Annotated in this window: 19 protein-coding genes; 7 read left to right on the forward strand and 12 right to left on the reverse strand. The window is 65.9% G+C overall.

Annotated features, from left to right (window positions below):
* Positions 1–422 precede the first annotated feature (422 nt).
* The 10 genes from QB898_RS09280 to QB898_RS09325 form a co-directional block, all read right to left on the reverse strand.
* Entirely contained in the window at positions 423–1052 is a 630-nt protein-coding gene (locus tag QB898_RS09280) for a GDSL-type esterase/lipase family protein (protein ID WP_279524721.1), read from the reverse strand.
* Between the two features lie 305 nt (positions 1053–1357).
* A complete protein-coding gene (locus tag QB898_RS09285) occupies positions 1358–2899 on the reverse strand; it encodes a glutamate--cysteine ligase (protein WP_279524722.1) in 1542 nt (513 codons plus the stop codon).
* 330 nt (positions 2900–3229) lie between these two features.
* On the reverse strand, positions 3230–4288 hold the full coding sequence (gene cobT, locus QB898_RS09290; protein WP_279524723.1) for a nicotinate-nucleotide--dimethylbenzimidazole phosphoribosyltransferase: 1059 nt from the start codon (positions 4286–4288) through the stop codon (positions 3230–3232).
* An 80-nt stretch (positions 4289–4368) separates the two neighbouring features.
* A complete protein-coding gene (locus QB898_RS09295; RefSeq protein WP_279524724.1) occupies positions 4369–4899 on the reverse strand; it encodes an NUDIX domain-containing protein in 531 nt (176 codons plus the stop codon).
* Positions 4896–5825, reverse strand: coding sequence for an ATP-binding protein (locus QB898_RS09300; protein ID WP_279524725.1), 930 nt, complete (start codon positions 5823–5825; stop codon positions 4896–4898). Before QB898_RS09300 ends, QB898_RS09295 begins: the two co-directional genes overlap by 4 nt.
* Positions 5822–6250: a holo-ACP synthase gene (acpS, locus tag QB898_RS09305; RefSeq protein WP_102284631.1), complete on the reverse strand. Its 429-nt coding sequence runs from the start codon at positions 6248–6250 to the stop codon at positions 5822–5824. Before acpS ends, QB898_RS09300 begins: the two co-directional genes overlap by 4 nt.
* A 184-nt stretch (positions 6251–6434) precedes the next feature.
* Entirely contained in the window at positions 6435–6959 is a 525-nt protein-coding gene (locus QB898_RS09310) for a phosphoribosyltransferase (protein ID WP_050714398.1), read from the reverse strand.
* On the reverse strand, positions 6959–7201 hold the full coding sequence (locus tag QB898_RS09315; RefSeq protein ID WP_279524726.1) for a hypothetical protein: 243 nt from the start codon (positions 7199–7201) through the stop codon (positions 6959–6961). Before QB898_RS09315 ends, QB898_RS09310 begins: the two co-directional genes overlap by 1 nt.
* Positions 7198–8574, reverse strand: a complete 1377-nt coding sequence (locus QB898_RS09320; RefSeq protein ID WP_279524727.1) for an adenylosuccinate synthase — start codon at positions 8572–8574, stop codon at positions 7198–7200. The genes QB898_RS09315 and QB898_RS09320 overlap by 4 nt, the downstream gene beginning before the upstream one ends.
* A gap of 56 nt (positions 8575–8630) precedes the next feature.
* On the reverse strand, positions 8631–9875 hold the full coding sequence (locus QB898_RS09325; protein ID WP_279524728.1) for an ATP phosphoribosyltransferase regulatory subunit: 1245 nt from the start codon (positions 9873–9875) through the stop codon (positions 8631–8633).
* 627 nt (positions 9876–10502) lie between these two features.
* Between QB898_RS09325 and QB898_RS09330 the strand changes: the two genes are divergently transcribed.
* Positions 10503–10838, forward strand: coding sequence for a hypothetical protein (locus tag QB898_RS09330; RefSeq protein ID WP_279524729.1), 336 nt, complete (start codon positions 10503–10505; stop codon positions 10836–10838).
* A gap of 46 nt (positions 10839–10884) precedes the next feature.
* Here QB898_RS09330 and QB898_RS09335 read toward each other — a convergent pair whose 3' ends face one another.
* Complete coding sequence (locus QB898_RS09335) at positions 10885–11337, reverse strand: four-helix bundle copper-binding protein (protein ID WP_279524730.1); 453 nt, start codon at positions 11335–11337, stop codon at positions 10885–10887.
* A 199-nt stretch (positions 11338–11536) separates the two neighbouring features.
* Between QB898_RS09335 and QB898_RS09340 the strand changes: the two genes are divergently transcribed.
* The 6 genes from QB898_RS09340 (at position 11537) to QB898_RS09365 (ending at position 15330) form a co-directional block, all read left to right on the forward strand.
* On the forward strand, positions 11537–12067 hold the full coding sequence (locus tag QB898_RS09340; RefSeq protein ID WP_279524731.1) for a GbsR/MarR family transcriptional regulator: 531 nt from the start codon (positions 11537–11539) through the stop codon (positions 12065–12067).
* 178 nt (positions 12068–12245) lie between these two features.
* Complete coding sequence (locus QB898_RS09345) at positions 12246–12686, forward strand: hypothetical protein (protein ID WP_279524732.1); 441 nt, start codon at positions 12246–12248, stop codon at positions 12684–12686.
* A 34-nt stretch (positions 12687–12720) separates the two neighbouring features.
* A complete protein-coding gene (locus QB898_RS09350; protein ID WP_279524733.1) occupies positions 12721–13137 on the forward strand; it encodes a hypothetical protein in 417 nt (138 codons plus the stop codon).
* Positions 13134–14162 carry an NAD-dependent epimerase/dehydratase family protein gene (locus QB898_RS09355; RefSeq protein WP_279524734.1) on the forward strand — a complete coding sequence of 343 codons (1029 nt, stop codon included), beginning with the start codon at positions 13134–13136 and terminating at the stop codon, positions 14160–14162. The genes QB898_RS09350 and QB898_RS09355 overlap by 4 nt, the downstream gene beginning before the upstream one ends.
* Before the next feature lie 263 nt (positions 14163–14425).
* A complete protein-coding gene (locus tag QB898_RS09360; RefSeq protein ID WP_279524735.1) occupies positions 14426–14842 on the forward strand; it encodes a DoxX-like family protein in 417 nt (138 codons plus the stop codon).
* A complete protein-coding gene (locus QB898_RS09365) occupies positions 14839–15330 on the forward strand; it encodes a DUF2269 family protein (protein ID WP_279524736.1) in 492 nt (163 codons plus the stop codon). Before QB898_RS09360 ends, QB898_RS09365 begins: the two co-directional genes overlap by 4 nt.
* A gap of 317 nt (positions 15331–15647) precedes the next feature.
* Here the strand turns inward: QB898_RS09365 and QB898_RS09370 are convergent, their stop codons facing one another.
* A complete protein-coding gene (locus QB898_RS09370) occupies positions 15648–16151 on the reverse strand; it encodes a tetratricopeptide repeat protein (RefSeq protein WP_082202756.1) in 504 nt (167 codons plus the stop codon).
* Positions 16152–16172: the final 21 nt, after the last annotated feature.

A 16172-nucleotide genomic window follows, 5' to 3' on the forward strand; every position in this document is an offset into this window, starting at 1 on the left:
GCGCCGTGGTGCAAGCCGCCCTGAGCGTGCTGGCGCAGACCCGCGCCCTCGGCCCGCGCGCCCTGGCCACGCGCCCCGTGCTGCGCCGCCGCGACACGCCGCGCGTGCTGTGGCGCTGCCTGCTCATGTGAGAGGCGGCTCACCCGTGCGTTCGTGAGCGCAAAAAGCACGGACTTGGGCCTTGCGCACCCTTGCCAGGCCCCAAGCAAGCTGCAAAGCCCACGCTGTCGTGGCAACAAATGTTCAATCAAGTTCCATGGCAAATCCGCAAGGGCGCATCTGCGTATCACGCTCCTGATGAAACGCTCTGGTGAAAATCGCGTGAAACAGCGAAGCTGCATTTTTGGCTCATCGAAATTGCTCCCGTTTCCGATGCCGCCCGGCCAGCGCCAGAGTGCAGGTGGGCTGCTTTGAAAAGGCTCTTAGAGCAGGCCTGCCTGCCGTGCGAAAGCGTTCAACGCCCGGGCGAATTCGGCATAGCCTTGGGCGTTGGCATGCACGGCGTCGCTGCGCAGAGCGGGCTGGGCGAGCACGCGGCTCCAGCCGTTCGCAAACAGGGGCAGTTGCAGCTCGCCAGCCAGGCTGGCGTAGAGCGCGTGGTCATTCAAGCGCCCCAGGGCGGCGGAAAGGGTGAGGGCGGGTACGGCCACCAGCAGCACTTGCGCGCCGCTGGCCTTGGCTTGCTCGCAGATGGCGCGGATGTGGCGGTATGTGTTGGCTTCGGGCAGGCGACGCAGAAAGTCATTGCCGCCAATGCTGACGATGACCAGTTGCGGCGCGTGTTCTTGCAGCAGTCCGGGCAGGCGTTGCAAGGCTTGCGCGGCGGTGTCGCCGGGCACGCCGCCGTTGGCGATGCGCCAGCCCGTCAGCGCCGCCAATACGGCTGGGTAGCTGGTTTCAGGCGTCGCGCCAACGCCCCAGGTGAGCGAGTCGCCCAAGGCCAGCACGGGCGCACCGGGCGGCACACGCGTGACGGGTGGCTTTTTGCGGCCGCAGGCGGGCAGCAGGCAGGCACAAGCAAGCAGGAGGAAGGCGCAGCGGCGCGAGGGCATGGAAGAGAGAAATCAGGCGGATGCGTCCGGCCTCGGCCATTGCGCCCAGGTTTGCGGCACGTGGTTTGCGCTGTCTGCGCCACTTGCCTTGCGGGGAGGAAAGAGCAGTACGGGGCGTTTGATGAGACTGGGGCGGACCAGCATCAGGGCACTGGCGCCGTCTTGCGCCAGTGCAGCGGGCAGCGCGCCCTGCTTTTTGAAATCATGAAAAACCAAGGCCACGGCTGGCGACGCACTGACGGGTTTTGCAGACGGCCATGCCGTAGGACATGGGACTGTCGCAGAGCAGGGCATGGGCGCGGCTTTCAGGCCTGGGGCGACAGGCGCGCGGGCGAGGTGTATTCGCGGCGGTATTGCTCGAAGCTGAGGGTGTCGCTCACTTCAATTGCATGCTGCTGCGCGCGCGATTGCACGGCCATTTCGGCAAAGCGCTGGCGCAAGGCGGCGCCGGGCGGCTGTGCCAGCATGAGGGAGCGGATTTGCTGCGAGCGGTCGAGCATGAAGGCCACGTAGCTGTCGCCATAGCCGGGCAGCGCCGCCAGCACGCGGGCCGAGGGCAGCAGGGCGGGGTTGTGCAGGGCCTGCTGCGCGGCCTGCACGGCGGCCTGGTGGCCGTCGCCGCCCAGGGCTTCGTCCAGCGCGCGGGCCAGCGCGGGCAGCTCGCCCAGCACCTGGGCGGCCCAGTCGGTCAGCGCCACTTCCATGCCGCCGCAAGCGAGCTTGAGGCCCGGCTCGCGGCCGCGCTCGGCCACCAGATGCTGGTTGCGCTTGAGCGCTTCGATTTCGGCGGGGCTGTCGGGCGGGCTGTCGCTGAGCAGGCAGTGCAGCAAGAACACATCCAGAAAGCGCATGGTCTGCTCGTCTATGCCCACGGGCAGGAAGGGATTGAGGTCCATCAGCCGCACTTCCACGTATTCCACGCCGCGCGCGCGCAAGGCGTGCAGGGGGCGCTCGCCCGGCTCGATCACGCGCTTGGGGCGAATGGTGCCGTAGAACTCGTTTTCAATTTGCAGCAGCGTGACGGCCAGCTGGTTGTAGTCGCCGCTGGGCGCCTGGATGCCGATGGCTTCATACGCGGGCCAGGGGCGCGTGAGCGCGTCTTGCAGCGAGGCGGCGTAGCCTTCCAGGCCGTTGTAGCTGACGGCCAGCGTGGATTGCGCATCGCTCTGGTACCCCAGCCGCCCCATGCGCAGCGACGTGGCGTGCGGCAAATATATGGCCCGGCTGCCCAGCGGCTGCAAGGCATGCTGGCGGCCCTGCACGAAAGTGCCGCACACAACGGGCGAGGCGCCAAACAGGTACAGCAGCAAAAAGGCGTGGCGGCGGAAGTTGCGGATCAGCCCGAAATACTGCTCGCTGCCCGCGCCCGGAAGCGACCAGTTGTAGTGAATGCCCGAAATGGTCTGCATGCGCCGCCCGTAGCGGTGCCCCAGCCCCATGCGATAGACGCTCTTGGCGCGGCCCACGTTGCTGGTGCCGTAGTAGCCCAGCGGAATCATTTCATCAGGCGGCAGCTTGCAGGGCATGCTGGAAGCCCACAGCATCTCATCGCCCAGCGCGGCCATTTCGGCATACACCACCTGGTGAATTTGCCGCAGCTCATCCAGGCAAGCCTGCACGCTGCCATGCGTGCCCGTGACCAGCTCCGGCTGCGACTCGCTGAAATCCGTGGTGATGTGCGGGTGCGTGAGCGGCGAGCCAAGCGCCGCCGGATGCGGCGTGAGCGCCAGCGCGCCATCTGGCGCAGCGCGCAGGCTTTCTTTTTCCAGCCCGCGCCGCATGCCCGGCAGGGCCTCGGGCGGCAAGGCCGCCAGGCGGCGCAAAAGCAAATCACTGGATGCGTTCATGTCGTCAAGCCCCGGGGTCGTTCAATGGCAGAGGAAGGTAACACACGGCCCCCGCGCGGCGGGCCGAGCGTCTTTCTGCGTCTGTCTCGTGTTTGTTCAGCGCCTGTCGCACGCCCGTTTCACGCTTTTTCCGCCCAATTCGCGTTGATGGCCAAGCAGAAAGCATGCAGGTCAGTTTAGCTATTTAATCAATAGCATGATGTCCTAGTGGAATGTGCGCAACAAGGCATTTTTGACCCCATGAATCCGCTCCTGTTTTTGGGTGGCGCTGGCATGAAGGCCCTGCCAGCCATTGACCACGCTCTGCGGTTTGGCGGGATTGGCAAGCCCTCAAGCCCGGTTGGAGACTTGCGCGGATTCAAACGTGGCCATTTCGTTCAGGATGGCGCAGGCGCTTTGCAGCAGCGGCCAGGCCAGCATGGCGCCGGTGCCTTCGCCCAGGCGCAGGCCCAGATCGAGCAGCGCCTGGGCGTGCAGGCGCTCCAGCATGAGCGTGTGGCCGCGCTCTTGCGAGTGGTGGGCGAATACGCAGTAGGGGCGCGCGTTGGGCGCGAGTTCGCAGGCCGCCAGCGCGGCGGCGGTGGTGATGAAGCCATCGACGACGATCACGCGCCGCTCGCTTGCCGCTTGCAGCAGCGCGCCGGCGAGCGTGGCGATTTCAAAGCCGCCCAGCGCGGCCAGCGCGGCCAGCGGCGTGCGCGCGTCGGCATTGGCCGCCAGGGCGCGCGCCAGTGTTTCGCACTTGCGTTGCAGGCCCGCGTCGTCCAGGCCGGAGCCGCGCCCCACGCATGCGGCCAGCGCGGCGCCGCTTTCGCGCCCTGTCAGCCGCGCCAGCAGCAAGGAGGCGGCGCTGGTGTTGCCGATGCCCATTTCGCCCAGCAGCACGGCATTGCCCGGCAGGCTTTGCACCAGCGCGCGGCCATTGCGGATGGCCTGCTCGCACTGCGCCAGGCTCATGGCCGGCCCTTGCGTGCTGTCGGCCGTGCCGGCGGCAATGCGCATCTGGCGCAGGCCGGGCGCGTCTTCAAAGGGCTGGCGAACGCCGCAGTCGGCCACCGTGAGCGCGACGCCGTGCTGGCGCGCCAGCACGCTGATGGCGGCGCCGCCAGAGAGGAAGTTGCGCACCATCTGCCAAGTCACGTCCACCGGGAAGGGCGAGACGCCTTGCGCGGCAATGCCGTGGTCGGCCGCGCACACCAGCATTTGCGGCTGCGCCAGGCGCGGCGCTTCGCTGCCCAGCGCCTGGCCGATTTGCACGGCCAGCGCTTCCAGGCGGCCCAGCGAGCCGGTCGGCTTGGTTTTGCTGTCGAGCAGGCTCTGAATGCGCGTGGCCAGGGCGGTGTCGGGGGCGGCGATGTCTGGAATGAGGCCGGGCAGTTCGGATGTCATGGTGTTTGTCCTTGCGGGGTGGAAGAAATGCCGTCACCAGAGACTTTCAGGCGCGGAATCGGGCGTTTGTCCTTGTGCAGTCAGCGCATGCCGCTATTGTTTGAGGAGCGATGGGCCGGTTTTGCCGGGGGTGCGGCTGGCGGTTTTTCCCGCGCTTGTTCTTGCAGCCATTGCAGCACGGGAATCGTGCCGGGCAGCACGGGCGCCACTTGCACGGGCAGGGTTTGCCAGGCGTGCTGCTGGCCTTCGCGCATTTGCGGCTGGCCGCGCCAGGCGTGGACTTTGCAAAAGTGCAGGCGCACCAGGGCGTGGGGGTAGTCCACCAGTTGCTGGCGCCAGGGGCGGATGGCGGCGGCCTCCAGCGTCAGGCCCAGCTCTTCATTGAGTTCGCGCGCCAGGGCCTGGGCGACGGTTTCGCCCGCTTCGAGCTTGCCGCCCGGAAATTCCCAGTAGCCCGCGTAGGCTTTGCCGGACGGGCGCGTGGTGAGCAGGAATGAGCCGTCTGCGCGGATGAGGATGCCGACGGCCACGTCGATGGCCTGGCGCTGCGCCTGCTGCGCGCCGCCCGTGCGGGGCAGCTGCGGGTCGGCGTGGAGGATGCGGCTGTTCATGCCGGGCCGCCTTGCGTGGCAGCTGGCGCGGCGGCTGCCGGGGGTTGATCAGATGCGCTCCGCCCCATGTAGTCGCGCGCGAATTGCTGCGCCACGCGGCCGCTGCGCGAGCCGCGCTCCAGCGCCCAGATCAGAGCCTCGGGCCGCGCGGCGGCGATTTGCGCGGGGCTGGCGCCCAGCGCGGCCAGCCACTGGGCGGCGATGCGCAGGTATTCGTCCTGGCTGAAGGGGTAAAAGCTCGCCCACAGGCCGAAGCGCTCGGAGAGGGAGACTTTTTCCTCGATGGCCTCGCCCGGGTGCAGCTCGCCGTTTTCGCCGTGGCGGGCGGCCAGGTTGTCGCGCATGGTTTCGGGCAGCAGGTGGCGGCGGTTGCTGGTGGCGTAGATGAGCGCGTTGGGCGCGGCGGCAGCCACGCTGCCGTCGAGCGCGCTTTTGAGGGCCTTGTAGCCCGGCTCGCCTTCGTCAAAGCTGAGGTCGTCGCAGTAGATGATGAATTTTTCAGGGCAGCCCGCCACCAGGGCCATGATGTCGGGCAGGTCGGGCAGGTCGGCCTTGTCCACTTCAATCAGGCGCAGGCCCTGCGCGGCCCATTCGTTCAGGCAGGCGCGGATGAGCGATGACTTGCCCGTGCCGCGCGCGCCGGTGAGCAGCACGTTGTTGGCCGGGCGGCCTTGCAGAAATTGCAGGGTGTTGCGCGCGACTTTTTCTTTTTGCGTGTCAATTTCCTTCAGGTCGCCCAGGGCGATGGCGCCCACGCTGGGCACCGGCTCCAGCCGGCAGGCGCCGCCGCGCTTGCGGTAGCGCCAGGCCACGGCGCGCGGCCAGTCGGGTGCGGCCAGCGGGCGGGGCAGGGCGGCGTCCAGCCGCTCGGTCAGGCGCTCTACGCGGGCGATGAGCGTGGCCAGCAACTCTTCCAGCGCGGTCATGGCTGGCTCCCTGGCGCCTGAATGCGGGTTTCATCGGCGCATTCAACGACGCAGAAGCTGGCGGCGTATTCGCTCTCGTCCGTGAGGCTGATGTGCGCGCGCAGGCCGCGTTCGGCAAACCAGCTTTGGAGCGCGCCGTGCAGCACCACTTGCGGCGCGCCGCCGGGGCGGTTGGCGATTTCGCACAGCTGCCACTGCATGGGGCCGCTCATGCCCGTGCCGATGGCCTTGCTGAACGCCTCTTTGGCTGAAAAGCGCGTGGCCAGGTAGCGCAGGCCGCGCTCGGGCCAGCGGGCGCTGCGGCGGCGCCACACGGCCAGCTCGCCGCCGGAGAGAATTTTTTCGGCGAAGCGCTCGCCATGCCGCCCGAAGCTGGCGCGGATGCGGCGGATGTCGCAGATGTCAGTGCCGATGCCGTAGATCATGGTGAGGCGCAAGAGTGCAGAAGGTTGAAGGGCAGGAAAAAAGGGCAGGGCGGGGCAGAATTAGCTCCTTGATCCATAGCATGATGTCCTAGCCGAATGTGCGCCGAACGCCCTTTTGATGGGTCTGAATTCGCTCCTGATTCAGGAGTGTTTTCGGGGCATTGCAGGCGGCCTTCCGGCTTGCTCACAGCTTCCAGCGGGCCATGAGCTTTTCGGGCGGCAGCTCGTCGTAGTTCTCGAAGGGCTGGTGTATCCAGGGGTTGGTGGGCAGGCGCTCCACGCAGTAGTCGGGCTGGAAGCTGGAGCAGCCTTTGCTCCAGAGCACGGCGGTGCGCATTTCGGTGATGGGCGGGTAGCTGCTGCGCAGGCGCTGCACCACGGCTTGCAGCGTGACGCCGGTGTCGGCCAGGTCATCAACGAGCAGCACGCGGCCTGCGATTTGGCCCTGGGGCGTGGTGATGTAGTGGGCAATGTCCAGGTGGCCTTGCACCTTGCCCGCTGCGGCGCGGTAGCTGCTGGTGGACATGATGGCCAGCGGCACGCCGAAGATGCGGCTGAGGATGTCGCCGGGCCGCATGCCGCCGCGCGCCAGGCACAAGATGGTGTCAAAGCGCCAGCCCGAGAGGTGGATTTTGAGGGCGAGCTTTTCGATGAGCTGGTGGTATTCGTCGTAGCTCACATACAGGTGTTTGCCGTCTTCGGTCAGCATCAGCGGGGTCCTTGCAGGGAAACAATGTCATTGGGCAGCCACTGCACGCGCCAGCCTTGCTGGTCAATGAAGGCTTGCACGGCATCCAGCGTGGGCAGTTGCGCATCGGCCGTCTGCAACGCGCCGCCGGGGCCGTTCCACCACTGGCACACCAGGCAGCCGCTGTCGCCCTGGATGATGTGGATGCGGTGCCGCAGCCGCCCGCTGCCGCTGACGGCGCCCAGCATGAACAGGGTGCTCATGGGGCCAGGAAGGGGTGCCGCGTCATGATGGTGTGTTCGCGGTCGGGGCTGGTGGAGATGAGGTGGATGGGCACGCCCGTGGCGTGTTCGATGCGCTGCAAATACAGGCGCGCGTTGATGGGCAGCTTGTCGTATTCGGTCAGGCCCACGGTGCTGTCGCTCCAGCCTTCCAGCGTTTCATAGATGGGTTTGCAGCGGGCGATGTCGTCTGCGCCCAGGGGCAGCAGGTCGATGTGGCGGCCGTCCAGTTCGTAGCCCACGCAGAGTTTGAGTTCGGGCAGGCCGTCCAGCACGTCGAGCTTGGTGATGCACAGGCCCGAGAGGCCATTGACTTGCGCGCTGCGCTTGAGCAAGGCGGCGTCAAACCAGCCGCAGCGGCGCGGGCGGCCCGTGGTGACGCCGCGCTCGGCGCCCACGGTGCTCATGTGCCAGCCGGGGGTGCCTTCCTTTTCCCATTCCAGCTCGGTGGGGAAGGGGCCGCCGCCCACGCGGGTGCAGTAGGCCTTGGTGATGCCCAGCACGTAATGCAGCAGGCCGGGGCCGATGCCCGCGCCAGCGGCGGCGTTGCCCGCCACGCAGTTGCTGCTGGTCACGAAGGGGTAGGTGCCGTGGTCCACGTCCAGCAAGGTGCCTTGCGCGCCTTCAAACAGCAGGTTGTCGCCGCGCAGGTGGGCTTCGTTCAGCTCGCGCGAGACATCGGCCAGCATGGGGCGGATGGCTTCGGCCTGCTGCATGGCCTCGGCGTAGATGGGTTCAAACAGCAGCTCGCCGTCTTTCATGTAGGGCGCCAGCGCGGGGCCGAAGGGGTGCTGGCGCGAATTGAGCAAGCCGGTGAGGATGAAGTTGTAGAGATGCAGCAGCTCGCGCAGCTTGGCGGCAAAGCGGCCGGGGTGGCGCAAGTCTTGCGCGCGCAGGGCGCGGCGGGCCACTTTGTCTTCGTAGGCGGGGCCGATGCCCCGGCCCGTGGTGCCGATTTTTTCGCTGCCGCCTTGCTCGCGCGCGGCTTCGCGGGCCACGTCCAGCGCGGCGTGCAGGGGCAGGATGAGCGGGCAGGCTTCGCTCACGCGCAGGCGCTGGCGCACTTGCACGCCGGCTTTTTCCAGCTCGGCAATTTCTTCCAGCAGCTTGGCCGGCGAGAGCACGACGCCGTTGCCGATGTAGCACGTCACGCCCGCGCGCATGATGCCGCTGGGTATGAGGTGCAGCGCCGTGCGCTGGCCGCCAATGACCAGGGTGTGGCCCGCGTTGTGCCCGCCCTGAAAGCGCACCACGCCTTGCGCGCTTTCGGTGAGCCAGTCCACAAGCTTGCCCTTGCCTTCATCGCCCCACTGGGAGCCGACGACAACGACGTTGCGTCCGCTTGTGCTTTTCATGAAATGCGCTCCTGAAAAAGAAAAAAGAGAAGGCTTGCGGCCATTTTTGCGGCCATTTATGTGTGCTGCACGATCCATTCGCCGGCGATTTCCACCAGCTGCAACTCGCACGCGAATTCGTCGGGCTGGCACTCGGTGCCCGGCAAGTCGCTGATCACCGTTTCGCCGCGTGCGCGCAGCGCGGCAATGGCGGCGGCCAGTTGCGGCGCTTCGGCGGGCGTGGCCCACGGCGCGCGTATGGCGGCGCGGCGCGCGCGCGGGGCCGTGGCGCGGGCCAGGTGGCGCACATCCAGGCTGAAGCCCACGGCGGGGCGTTCGCGCTCCACATAAGGGTTGAAAACGGCGCCCACGCCGTCGTAGCGGCCGCCGCGCAAAACGGCATCGGCTCCCCGGGCCTGGCGGCGCGCCTGCTCGGCGCTGGAAAGCGCCTGTGCGTCGTCTTCGCACGCGGGCGAGCCGGCGTAGACCGCAAAGCGCATGCCGCTGTAGTAGGCGTAGCCGCGCGCGTCGGCCAGGTCAAAGCTCACGCGCACATCCGGCCCCAGCCGCGCGGCCAGCCAGCGCAAATCTTTCAGCGCCTGGCGCAGCAGCGGGGCCGTGCCCAGCGTGCGCTCGGCGCGCGCCAGCATGTTTTCGTCGCCATACAGGCCGGGCAGGGCCAGCAGGCGCTGGCGCGTGTCGGAAGGAAAGTCGCGCGTGAGCGCGTCCAGCCGGCTTTCATCCTTGGCGGCCAGCGCGGCCAGCACTTCGCCCAGCGCGCCCGCTTCCAGCGGCAGGCCCGCCAGCAGCGCGCGGGGAATGCGGGCATCGGCCAGATCGACCGTGAGCGGCCCTTGCGCGGCCAGGCCGGTGGCGCGCAGGCAGTCCAGCGCCAGCAGCAGGATTTCCAGATCGGCCTCGCGCCCGGCGTAGCCGTAAATTTCCGCGCCCATTTGCAGCGGCTCGCGCGAAGCCAGCGCGCGCTCGGGCCGCGTGTGCAGCACCGGCCCGCAGTAGCAAAGGCGCGCCACGCCTTCGCGCCCCAGCAGGTGCGAGTCAATGCGGGCCACTTGCGGCGTGGTGTCGGCGCGCACGCCCAGCGTTTTGCCCGAGAGCTGATCGACCAGCTTGAAGGTTTGCAGCTCCAGCGCGCTGCCCGTGCCGGTGAGCAGCGAATCCAGATACTCCACCAGCGGCGGCATGACCAGCTCGTAGCCATAGGCGCAGGCCGCGTCCAGCAGCTGGCGGCGCAAGTCTTCAATGTGCCGCGCCTCGGCGGGCAGGGCATCGGCAATGTGATCCGGCAGGAGCCAGGCAGACATAGGCAGTGAAGGCAGTCGAAAAAGGGGAAATTCTATCGGCGCAGCGGCGGATGTAAGCGTCTGTAGCCGCCGCAGGCTGCGCCTTCGCCGCCGGAAGCGGCAGCGTGCATTAAAAAAAAGAGCGAATTCGCGCCGCTTGAAACCGGCGTTCCCGCCCATTCGGCGGGGAGGTCTTGCTATGAATCAAGGAGCGAAAAACGACGCTTTGCTCCCTTCGCCGCTTGTCTGCCTGCACAGGTTCATGGCGCAAGCGCGCAACGGCCTGCCCGGATGCCGCTCACGCCGTCTCCAATCATTTCACCCCGCCATTCGAATAGGCCCTGTTTTTGCGCCTGCCTGGCATGCATAATGGAAATCCAAATGGACGGAGAGCATGGATATTGGATCAGGACGCAGCAAAATCGGGCTGGCTGCACTCTGGCGAGTTGGAAAGATATTCGGAAAACAGCGTTTTTCCGGTATCCACAAGGATTTTATGAATGATTTCTCGTGCTCATGTCAGGGAAAGAAAGCCTTTTTCACGCCATGAGGAAGAGTTGTTGAAACCGGGCGGCTGAAAGGCCCGGTTTTGCTGACTCATTCGGGCCATATTTGCATTTTATTTTCACACGCAAGCAGGAGCTTTCAATGGTGTTTTTGGTTTTTAGCGTGTTTCTCAGCATCGTTTCGGTAATTTACTATGGATGCCTCAAAATAAAAGCAAAATGGTGGCAGCGGATGGCGGCGGCCTTATTGATTGCCCCGGCCGTGATGTTCATTCTGGGCGGCGGAACGCGGGATAAATTCTGGCTTGTCGCGCTGGTATTCGCATTTGTTTACGCGTTTCTGGCATCAGCTTTTTGCGAATTGGCGCTTTATATTCGCGGCGGCTTGAGGCGCCAAATGGCGGGCATGAAAAAATCCGCTGCGGGCGGCGGGGCCGGCAGCGGATTTTCCGGAAATATCCGGAAAGAAGAGGCATGACGCCCGTTTCGGGCCTGCCGCGCCTTTCCGGGGCCGCATCAGCGCATCAGGCGGCGATTTTTTCGCATTCCTTGATGCAGGCCAGGCAAGACTCGTGGCAAGCCTTGCATTCGGCGTGGTGCGCGGCGTGTTCCTTGCAGGCGTCGGCGCATTCCTTGCAGGCTTTGGCGCAAACCTTGGCCAGCGCGGGCGTGAGGGTGGAGTTTTGCGCGGCTAGGCTTTGCAGCGCGCCGCACAGGGCCAGCATCTGGTTCACGCTCTTGGCGCACTGGGCCATGCTGGTGTCGCCCTTGGAGAGCTGGCGAATGCAGTGGTCCAGGCACACCTGACCGGCGCTCAGGCAGTGGGCGGCGGCCAGGCGGGCGGCGTCATAGGGGTTGGGCGCGGCCTTGGCGGCAGCGTGGTCGCCGTGCTGGTGCTCTTCGGCGGCGATGGCGGCAGCTGACAGGGCGGCAAGGGAGACGGCAGCGGCGCTGCCCACGAATGAACGACGGTTCATGTTGATATGGCTCACAAATGAAAGATCAAAAAAAACAGATGCGGCCCGGATTGGCCGCACCGGCGCGGATATTAGGGGAAACCTGAATTGCATGAGTGACGAATGGCTTTCCGCAAGCGCGCGGGCCAGCAGGGCAGGGCGCTTCACGTATCAAATTTCATTCTTGACAGAAATTTCAGCCAGCCTACAATCCGCGCTCATGGAACTCACTGACATTCAGCAACGCTTCGTCATCCACTGGGGCGAGATGGGTTCGGCCTGGGGCGTGAACCGCACGGTGGCGCAGATTCACGCGCTGCTGTTCATTCACGGCAGGCCGCTGCACGCCGAGGAGCTGGCGGCCACGCTGGGCGTGGCGCGCTCGAACGTGAGCAACAGCCTCAAGGAATTGCAGAACTGGGGCCTGGTGCGCGTGACCCACACGCTGGGCGACCGGCGCGACTATTTCGAAACTTCGGGCGATGTGTGGGAGCTGTTTCGCACCATCGTGCGCGGCCGCAAGGAGCGCGAGTTCGACCCCACCACGCGCCTGCTGGCCGAGCTGGCCGCGCGCGAAGACTTCGCCCAGGAGCCGCCCGAGGCGCAAGACCGCTTGCGTGAAACGCTGCGCCTGATGCAGGCGCTGGGCGCGTGGACGGAGGAGATGCTGCGCCTGTCGCCCCACACGCTGGAGAAAGTGCTGCGCCTGGGCGCGAGCGTGCAACGCTTCGTGCGCGACAAGCCGGACTGAGGCAGGACTGGGCGCCGGCGCGAAGGGTTCAGCGCTTCGCAATGGCGCCAGGCGCAGACGGCGGGCGTGCGGCTTTTTCCAGCTCCTTTCTTCATAGCATGATGTCCTGGTGAAATCTGCGAGGAACGGTATTTCTGACCCTTTGAATTTGCTTCTGTTTTTGATAAAGGTTTGAACGATGGCGCCTTTGTTTTCACCCCTTCGCCGGGCTGGCCCGCTCTTGTTTCGCGGCGCGGGCGCTTTTGCTTGCGCCGCTGGCCGGGCTGCGGACGGCGGCTGGAGCGGGGCTTCAGGCTTCGCGCTGCGCCGCGCCGCCCCCTTTTTTTGCCTATCTGTTTCATTTTTAACTGAAATTTTGAAAGAAACTGCTATGACTGATGAAAACAGCCGCGCCAACCCGGCCAGCCAGGCCGGTGCCGCCGCTTGGGCGGTGCAGCCAGGCGCATCAAGAAAAGGAGCAGACATGAAAGCTCAAGAACCTGTTCAAAGGCTGCCGACAGGCGCGAAAAGTGCGGCCTTCAGGCGGTCTGCGCCCCCTCACGGCCAGGCTCCGGGCAGGTTCCAAAACCGCGAAACGTCCCTGCAAAAACGGAAAAGCCCTGCGCCATTGATGCGGTAGCGAATGCATTGCCTCAACCCAACCGGAGAAAACCATGTCCCTGTCCCCCTTTGCCGCTTTGCTCATCTCCCTGGCGCTTGCCGTCGCCGGGCCGCTGGCCGCCATGCGCTATTTGCGCCCCATCCTCATGCAGACCATTGGCCGCCTGTGTGACGACGGGCAGGGCAGCGGCCCCATTACCGCCGATTTCTGGACGCGCGCCGCCTATGTGCTGGCCATCAGCGGCACGGCCCTGCTGGTGCTGCTGTGGGGCGATTTCGACGCCATTCACCCCATGCAGGCCCTGCGGCGCGGGCTGCTGCTGGTGTCAGGCGGCGTGTTTGCCAGCGTGGCTTTCATTGCTTTCAATGTGTGGAAGCACGTGGCGGCCCTGCTGGCCGCCCGCCGCCCGCCTGGGGCCGTGCCCGCGCCCGCTGTGTGCTGGCCTGAAGACGGGGAGTCCAGCTCATGAACGCCCAAGCCGCAACTCCATCCGCCGCATCCGCCGCCCCGCCCCTTGCACTGCTGTGCGGCGCCAGCGGCTTCATTGGCCGCCACATCGCCTGCGCCCTGCGGGCCGCCGGCTGGCAAGTGCGACCCGCCAGCCGCCGCAGCGCCCCGGCTGTGGACTACACCCGCGCCACCCACGCCAGCGACTGGCAGCCCCTGCTGCAAGGCGCCAGCGCCGTCATCAACGCCGTGGGCGTGCTGCGCGACAGCCGCGCGCGCCCCATGCAGGCGCTGCATGCGGATGCGCCCTGCGCCCTGTTTGAAGCCTGCGCGGCCAGCGGCGTGCGGCGCGTCATCCACATCTCCGCCCTGGGCATAGACGGCGGCGGCCCCGCCGCCCGCACGCCCTATGCCCGCACCAAGCGCCAGGCCGAAGAGCGCCTGCTTGCCCTCACCGCGCAGGGGCGGCTCGATGGCATCGCCCTGCGCCCCAGCCTTGTTTTTGGCGCGGGCGGCGCCAGCACCCGCCTTTTTCTGGCCCTGGCCCGCCTGCCCGTGCTCGCGCTGCCGCGCTGCGCCTTCACCGCCCGCGTGCAGCCCCTGGCCGTGTGGGATTTGGCCGAAGCCGTGGCCCGCCTGGCTGCAAGCTCTGCCGCCAGCCACGCAGCCAGCCATGCGGCGAACGCCCGCCCCCTTACCGGCCTGCTGGAGCTGGCAGGCCCCCAGCCGCTGACCCTGGCCGCCTACATCCAGCAACTGCGCGCCAGTCAGGGCCGCCCGCCCGCCCGCGCGCTGGCGCTGCCCGCCTGCATCACCCGCGCCAGCGCCCGCCTGGGCGACGCGCTGCCTTTTTCGCCGTGGTGTACCCAGTCGCTGCACCTGCTGTCTGCCAGCAACGTGGCCAGCCCCGCAGCTTTGCCGGAGCTGCTGGGCCGCCCCGCCACCGCCCCCGCGCAATTCATGCAGGCTTTGGCCGCTGCCGCCCAGGCGGACGCGCCCGGGGTGCGAAAGCCTCAAAACGGCAGAGACGAAGGAGGCGCGCCATGAGCCACAGAACGCACAGAGCGCCTGCATGCCCGCGCGCTTCAGCGCCCGGAACGCCTGAAGCAGGCGGAACGCCCAGCCCGGATAAATTCGCTCATGTTTCCATAGCAATACGTCCTGGTGGAATCTGCGCAAGGCGGAATTCACGGCCCCTGAATTTGCTCCTGTTTCTGATGATCTGCGGCCTTCTTCATGGCCTGACGGCAAGAAGCCCGCAGCCGCGCCCGGCCCAACGCCAGCCGGCCCCGTTTCCGCCTTCTCCTGCCATGACTTTGCCTGCCATGACCTCTCCCGCCATGCCCACAGCTTTGCGCCCCCATTCGCCTGACGACGCCCGCCTGCTGCGCGCAAGCCTGATCGCCGTCTGGCTCATCACCATCGCCGCCAGCCTGCTGGAATGCAACGGCCAGAGCCTGGCGCTGCTGCGGCAAGGCGGCGTGCATTCGCTGCCCTTGGCGCACGCCCTCATCGCCGCAGGCGTGGCGCTGGACGCCGCGCTGGCGCTGGCCCTGATCTGGCGGCCCGGCCGCGCCGCCTATGCCCTGGCGGCGGCCAGCGTCATCGGCCTGACCCTCACCGCCACGGCGCTGCTGCCCGCGCTGTGGCTGCACCCCATCGGGCCATTGAGCAAGAACCTGCCCATCCTCGCCATCCTGGCCGTGTTGTGGAGGCGCGCGCCATGAACCATGCCTTCAGCCTCTATCTGGCCGTCAAGTGGCTGCACATCGTCAGCAGCGTTTTCATGGTGGGCACGGGCTTTGGCTCGGCCTTCTACATGTTCTTTGCCAACCGCAGCGGCAGCGTGGCCGCCCAGGCCGTCGTCAGCCGCCTGCTCGTGCGCGCCGACTGGTGGTTCACCACGCCCGCCATCCTCATCCAGCCCGCCAGCGGCCTGTGGCTGGCCCACGCCGCAGGCTGGCCGCTTGGCGCGCCGTGGATCGCGCTCACCCTCGCCCTCTACGCCCTGGCCGGCGCATGCTGGCTGCCCGTCGTTTGGCTGCAACTGCGCATGGCCCGCATGGCGCAAGCCGCCCACGCCCAGGGCGCGCCCCTGCCCCCGCTTTACTGGCGCTACGCCCGCCGCTGGGAGGCGCTGGGCTACCCCGCCTTCGCAGCCATGGGCGTGATCTACTGGCTCATGGTGAACAAGCCCGCGCTGTGGGGCGGCTGAAGGCGCGCCCAATACGCCAATGGCCACACCCCCGTTGTTTCAAGACAAGGCGAATTGAATTGCCTGCGCGAATGATGAATAAACGCTCTGAATACCGGATGGCATTCAGGCACATTGTCATCCGGTTTCTCACTTTTTTTGATTCATGCCCCTGTTCCACGGAGCAATCAACCATGCTTTGAAAAGAACAATCAAGCGTGAAAAAATTCACCTGCATGCATCATGCAAGGCGATCAATATCATCTTCCAATGATTCGCTTTGCATGAAGCGGCTGAAACGTATTGTTCGGCGAACAGTCTGGAATGAAAAATAATGTTCAATGAGAACCGGCCCTTGCCATCAAACTTCGCTTGCCAACAAGAGTACGATCAATATACCGCTTGATTTCCCTTGCCTGCTCATCCGTCAAACATTCTTGCCCGAGCACTGCCAAAAAATATCTGACTGATCTGCGGGAAGGTATATGCCTGGATGGCGCGCGTGCATATAAAATGCCCAGCTCATACGCCGCGTCAAAATCGCCCAACGCATATGCTTTCTTGAACCAGAACCTGGCTAATCTCTTTCGCCCAGCATTTTTGTAAACAAGGCCGAGATTAAAGCATGCGACAAAATATCCTTTGCTTGCAGCCAGGCGATACCATTGAATGGCAAGCCTGCGGTTTTTTTTCACGCCCCGCCCATGATCATACAAGAAACCAATGCTATTCAATGAATCTGGTCCTCCGTCTTGTGCATCCTGCATGAAAAGGCGAAATGCTTTATCTGCATCTCCACAATCCAGCGCCTTATTGGCCGCATCAAACAAAGAAGTATTCATTCCGGTCGCTCCTGATGCAAA

Source organism: Ottowia cancrivicina (assembly GCF_029813755.1).
Taxonomy (GTDB): Bacteria; Pseudomonadota; Gammaproteobacteria; order Burkholderiales; family Burkholderiaceae_C; genus Ottowia; species Ottowia massiliensis.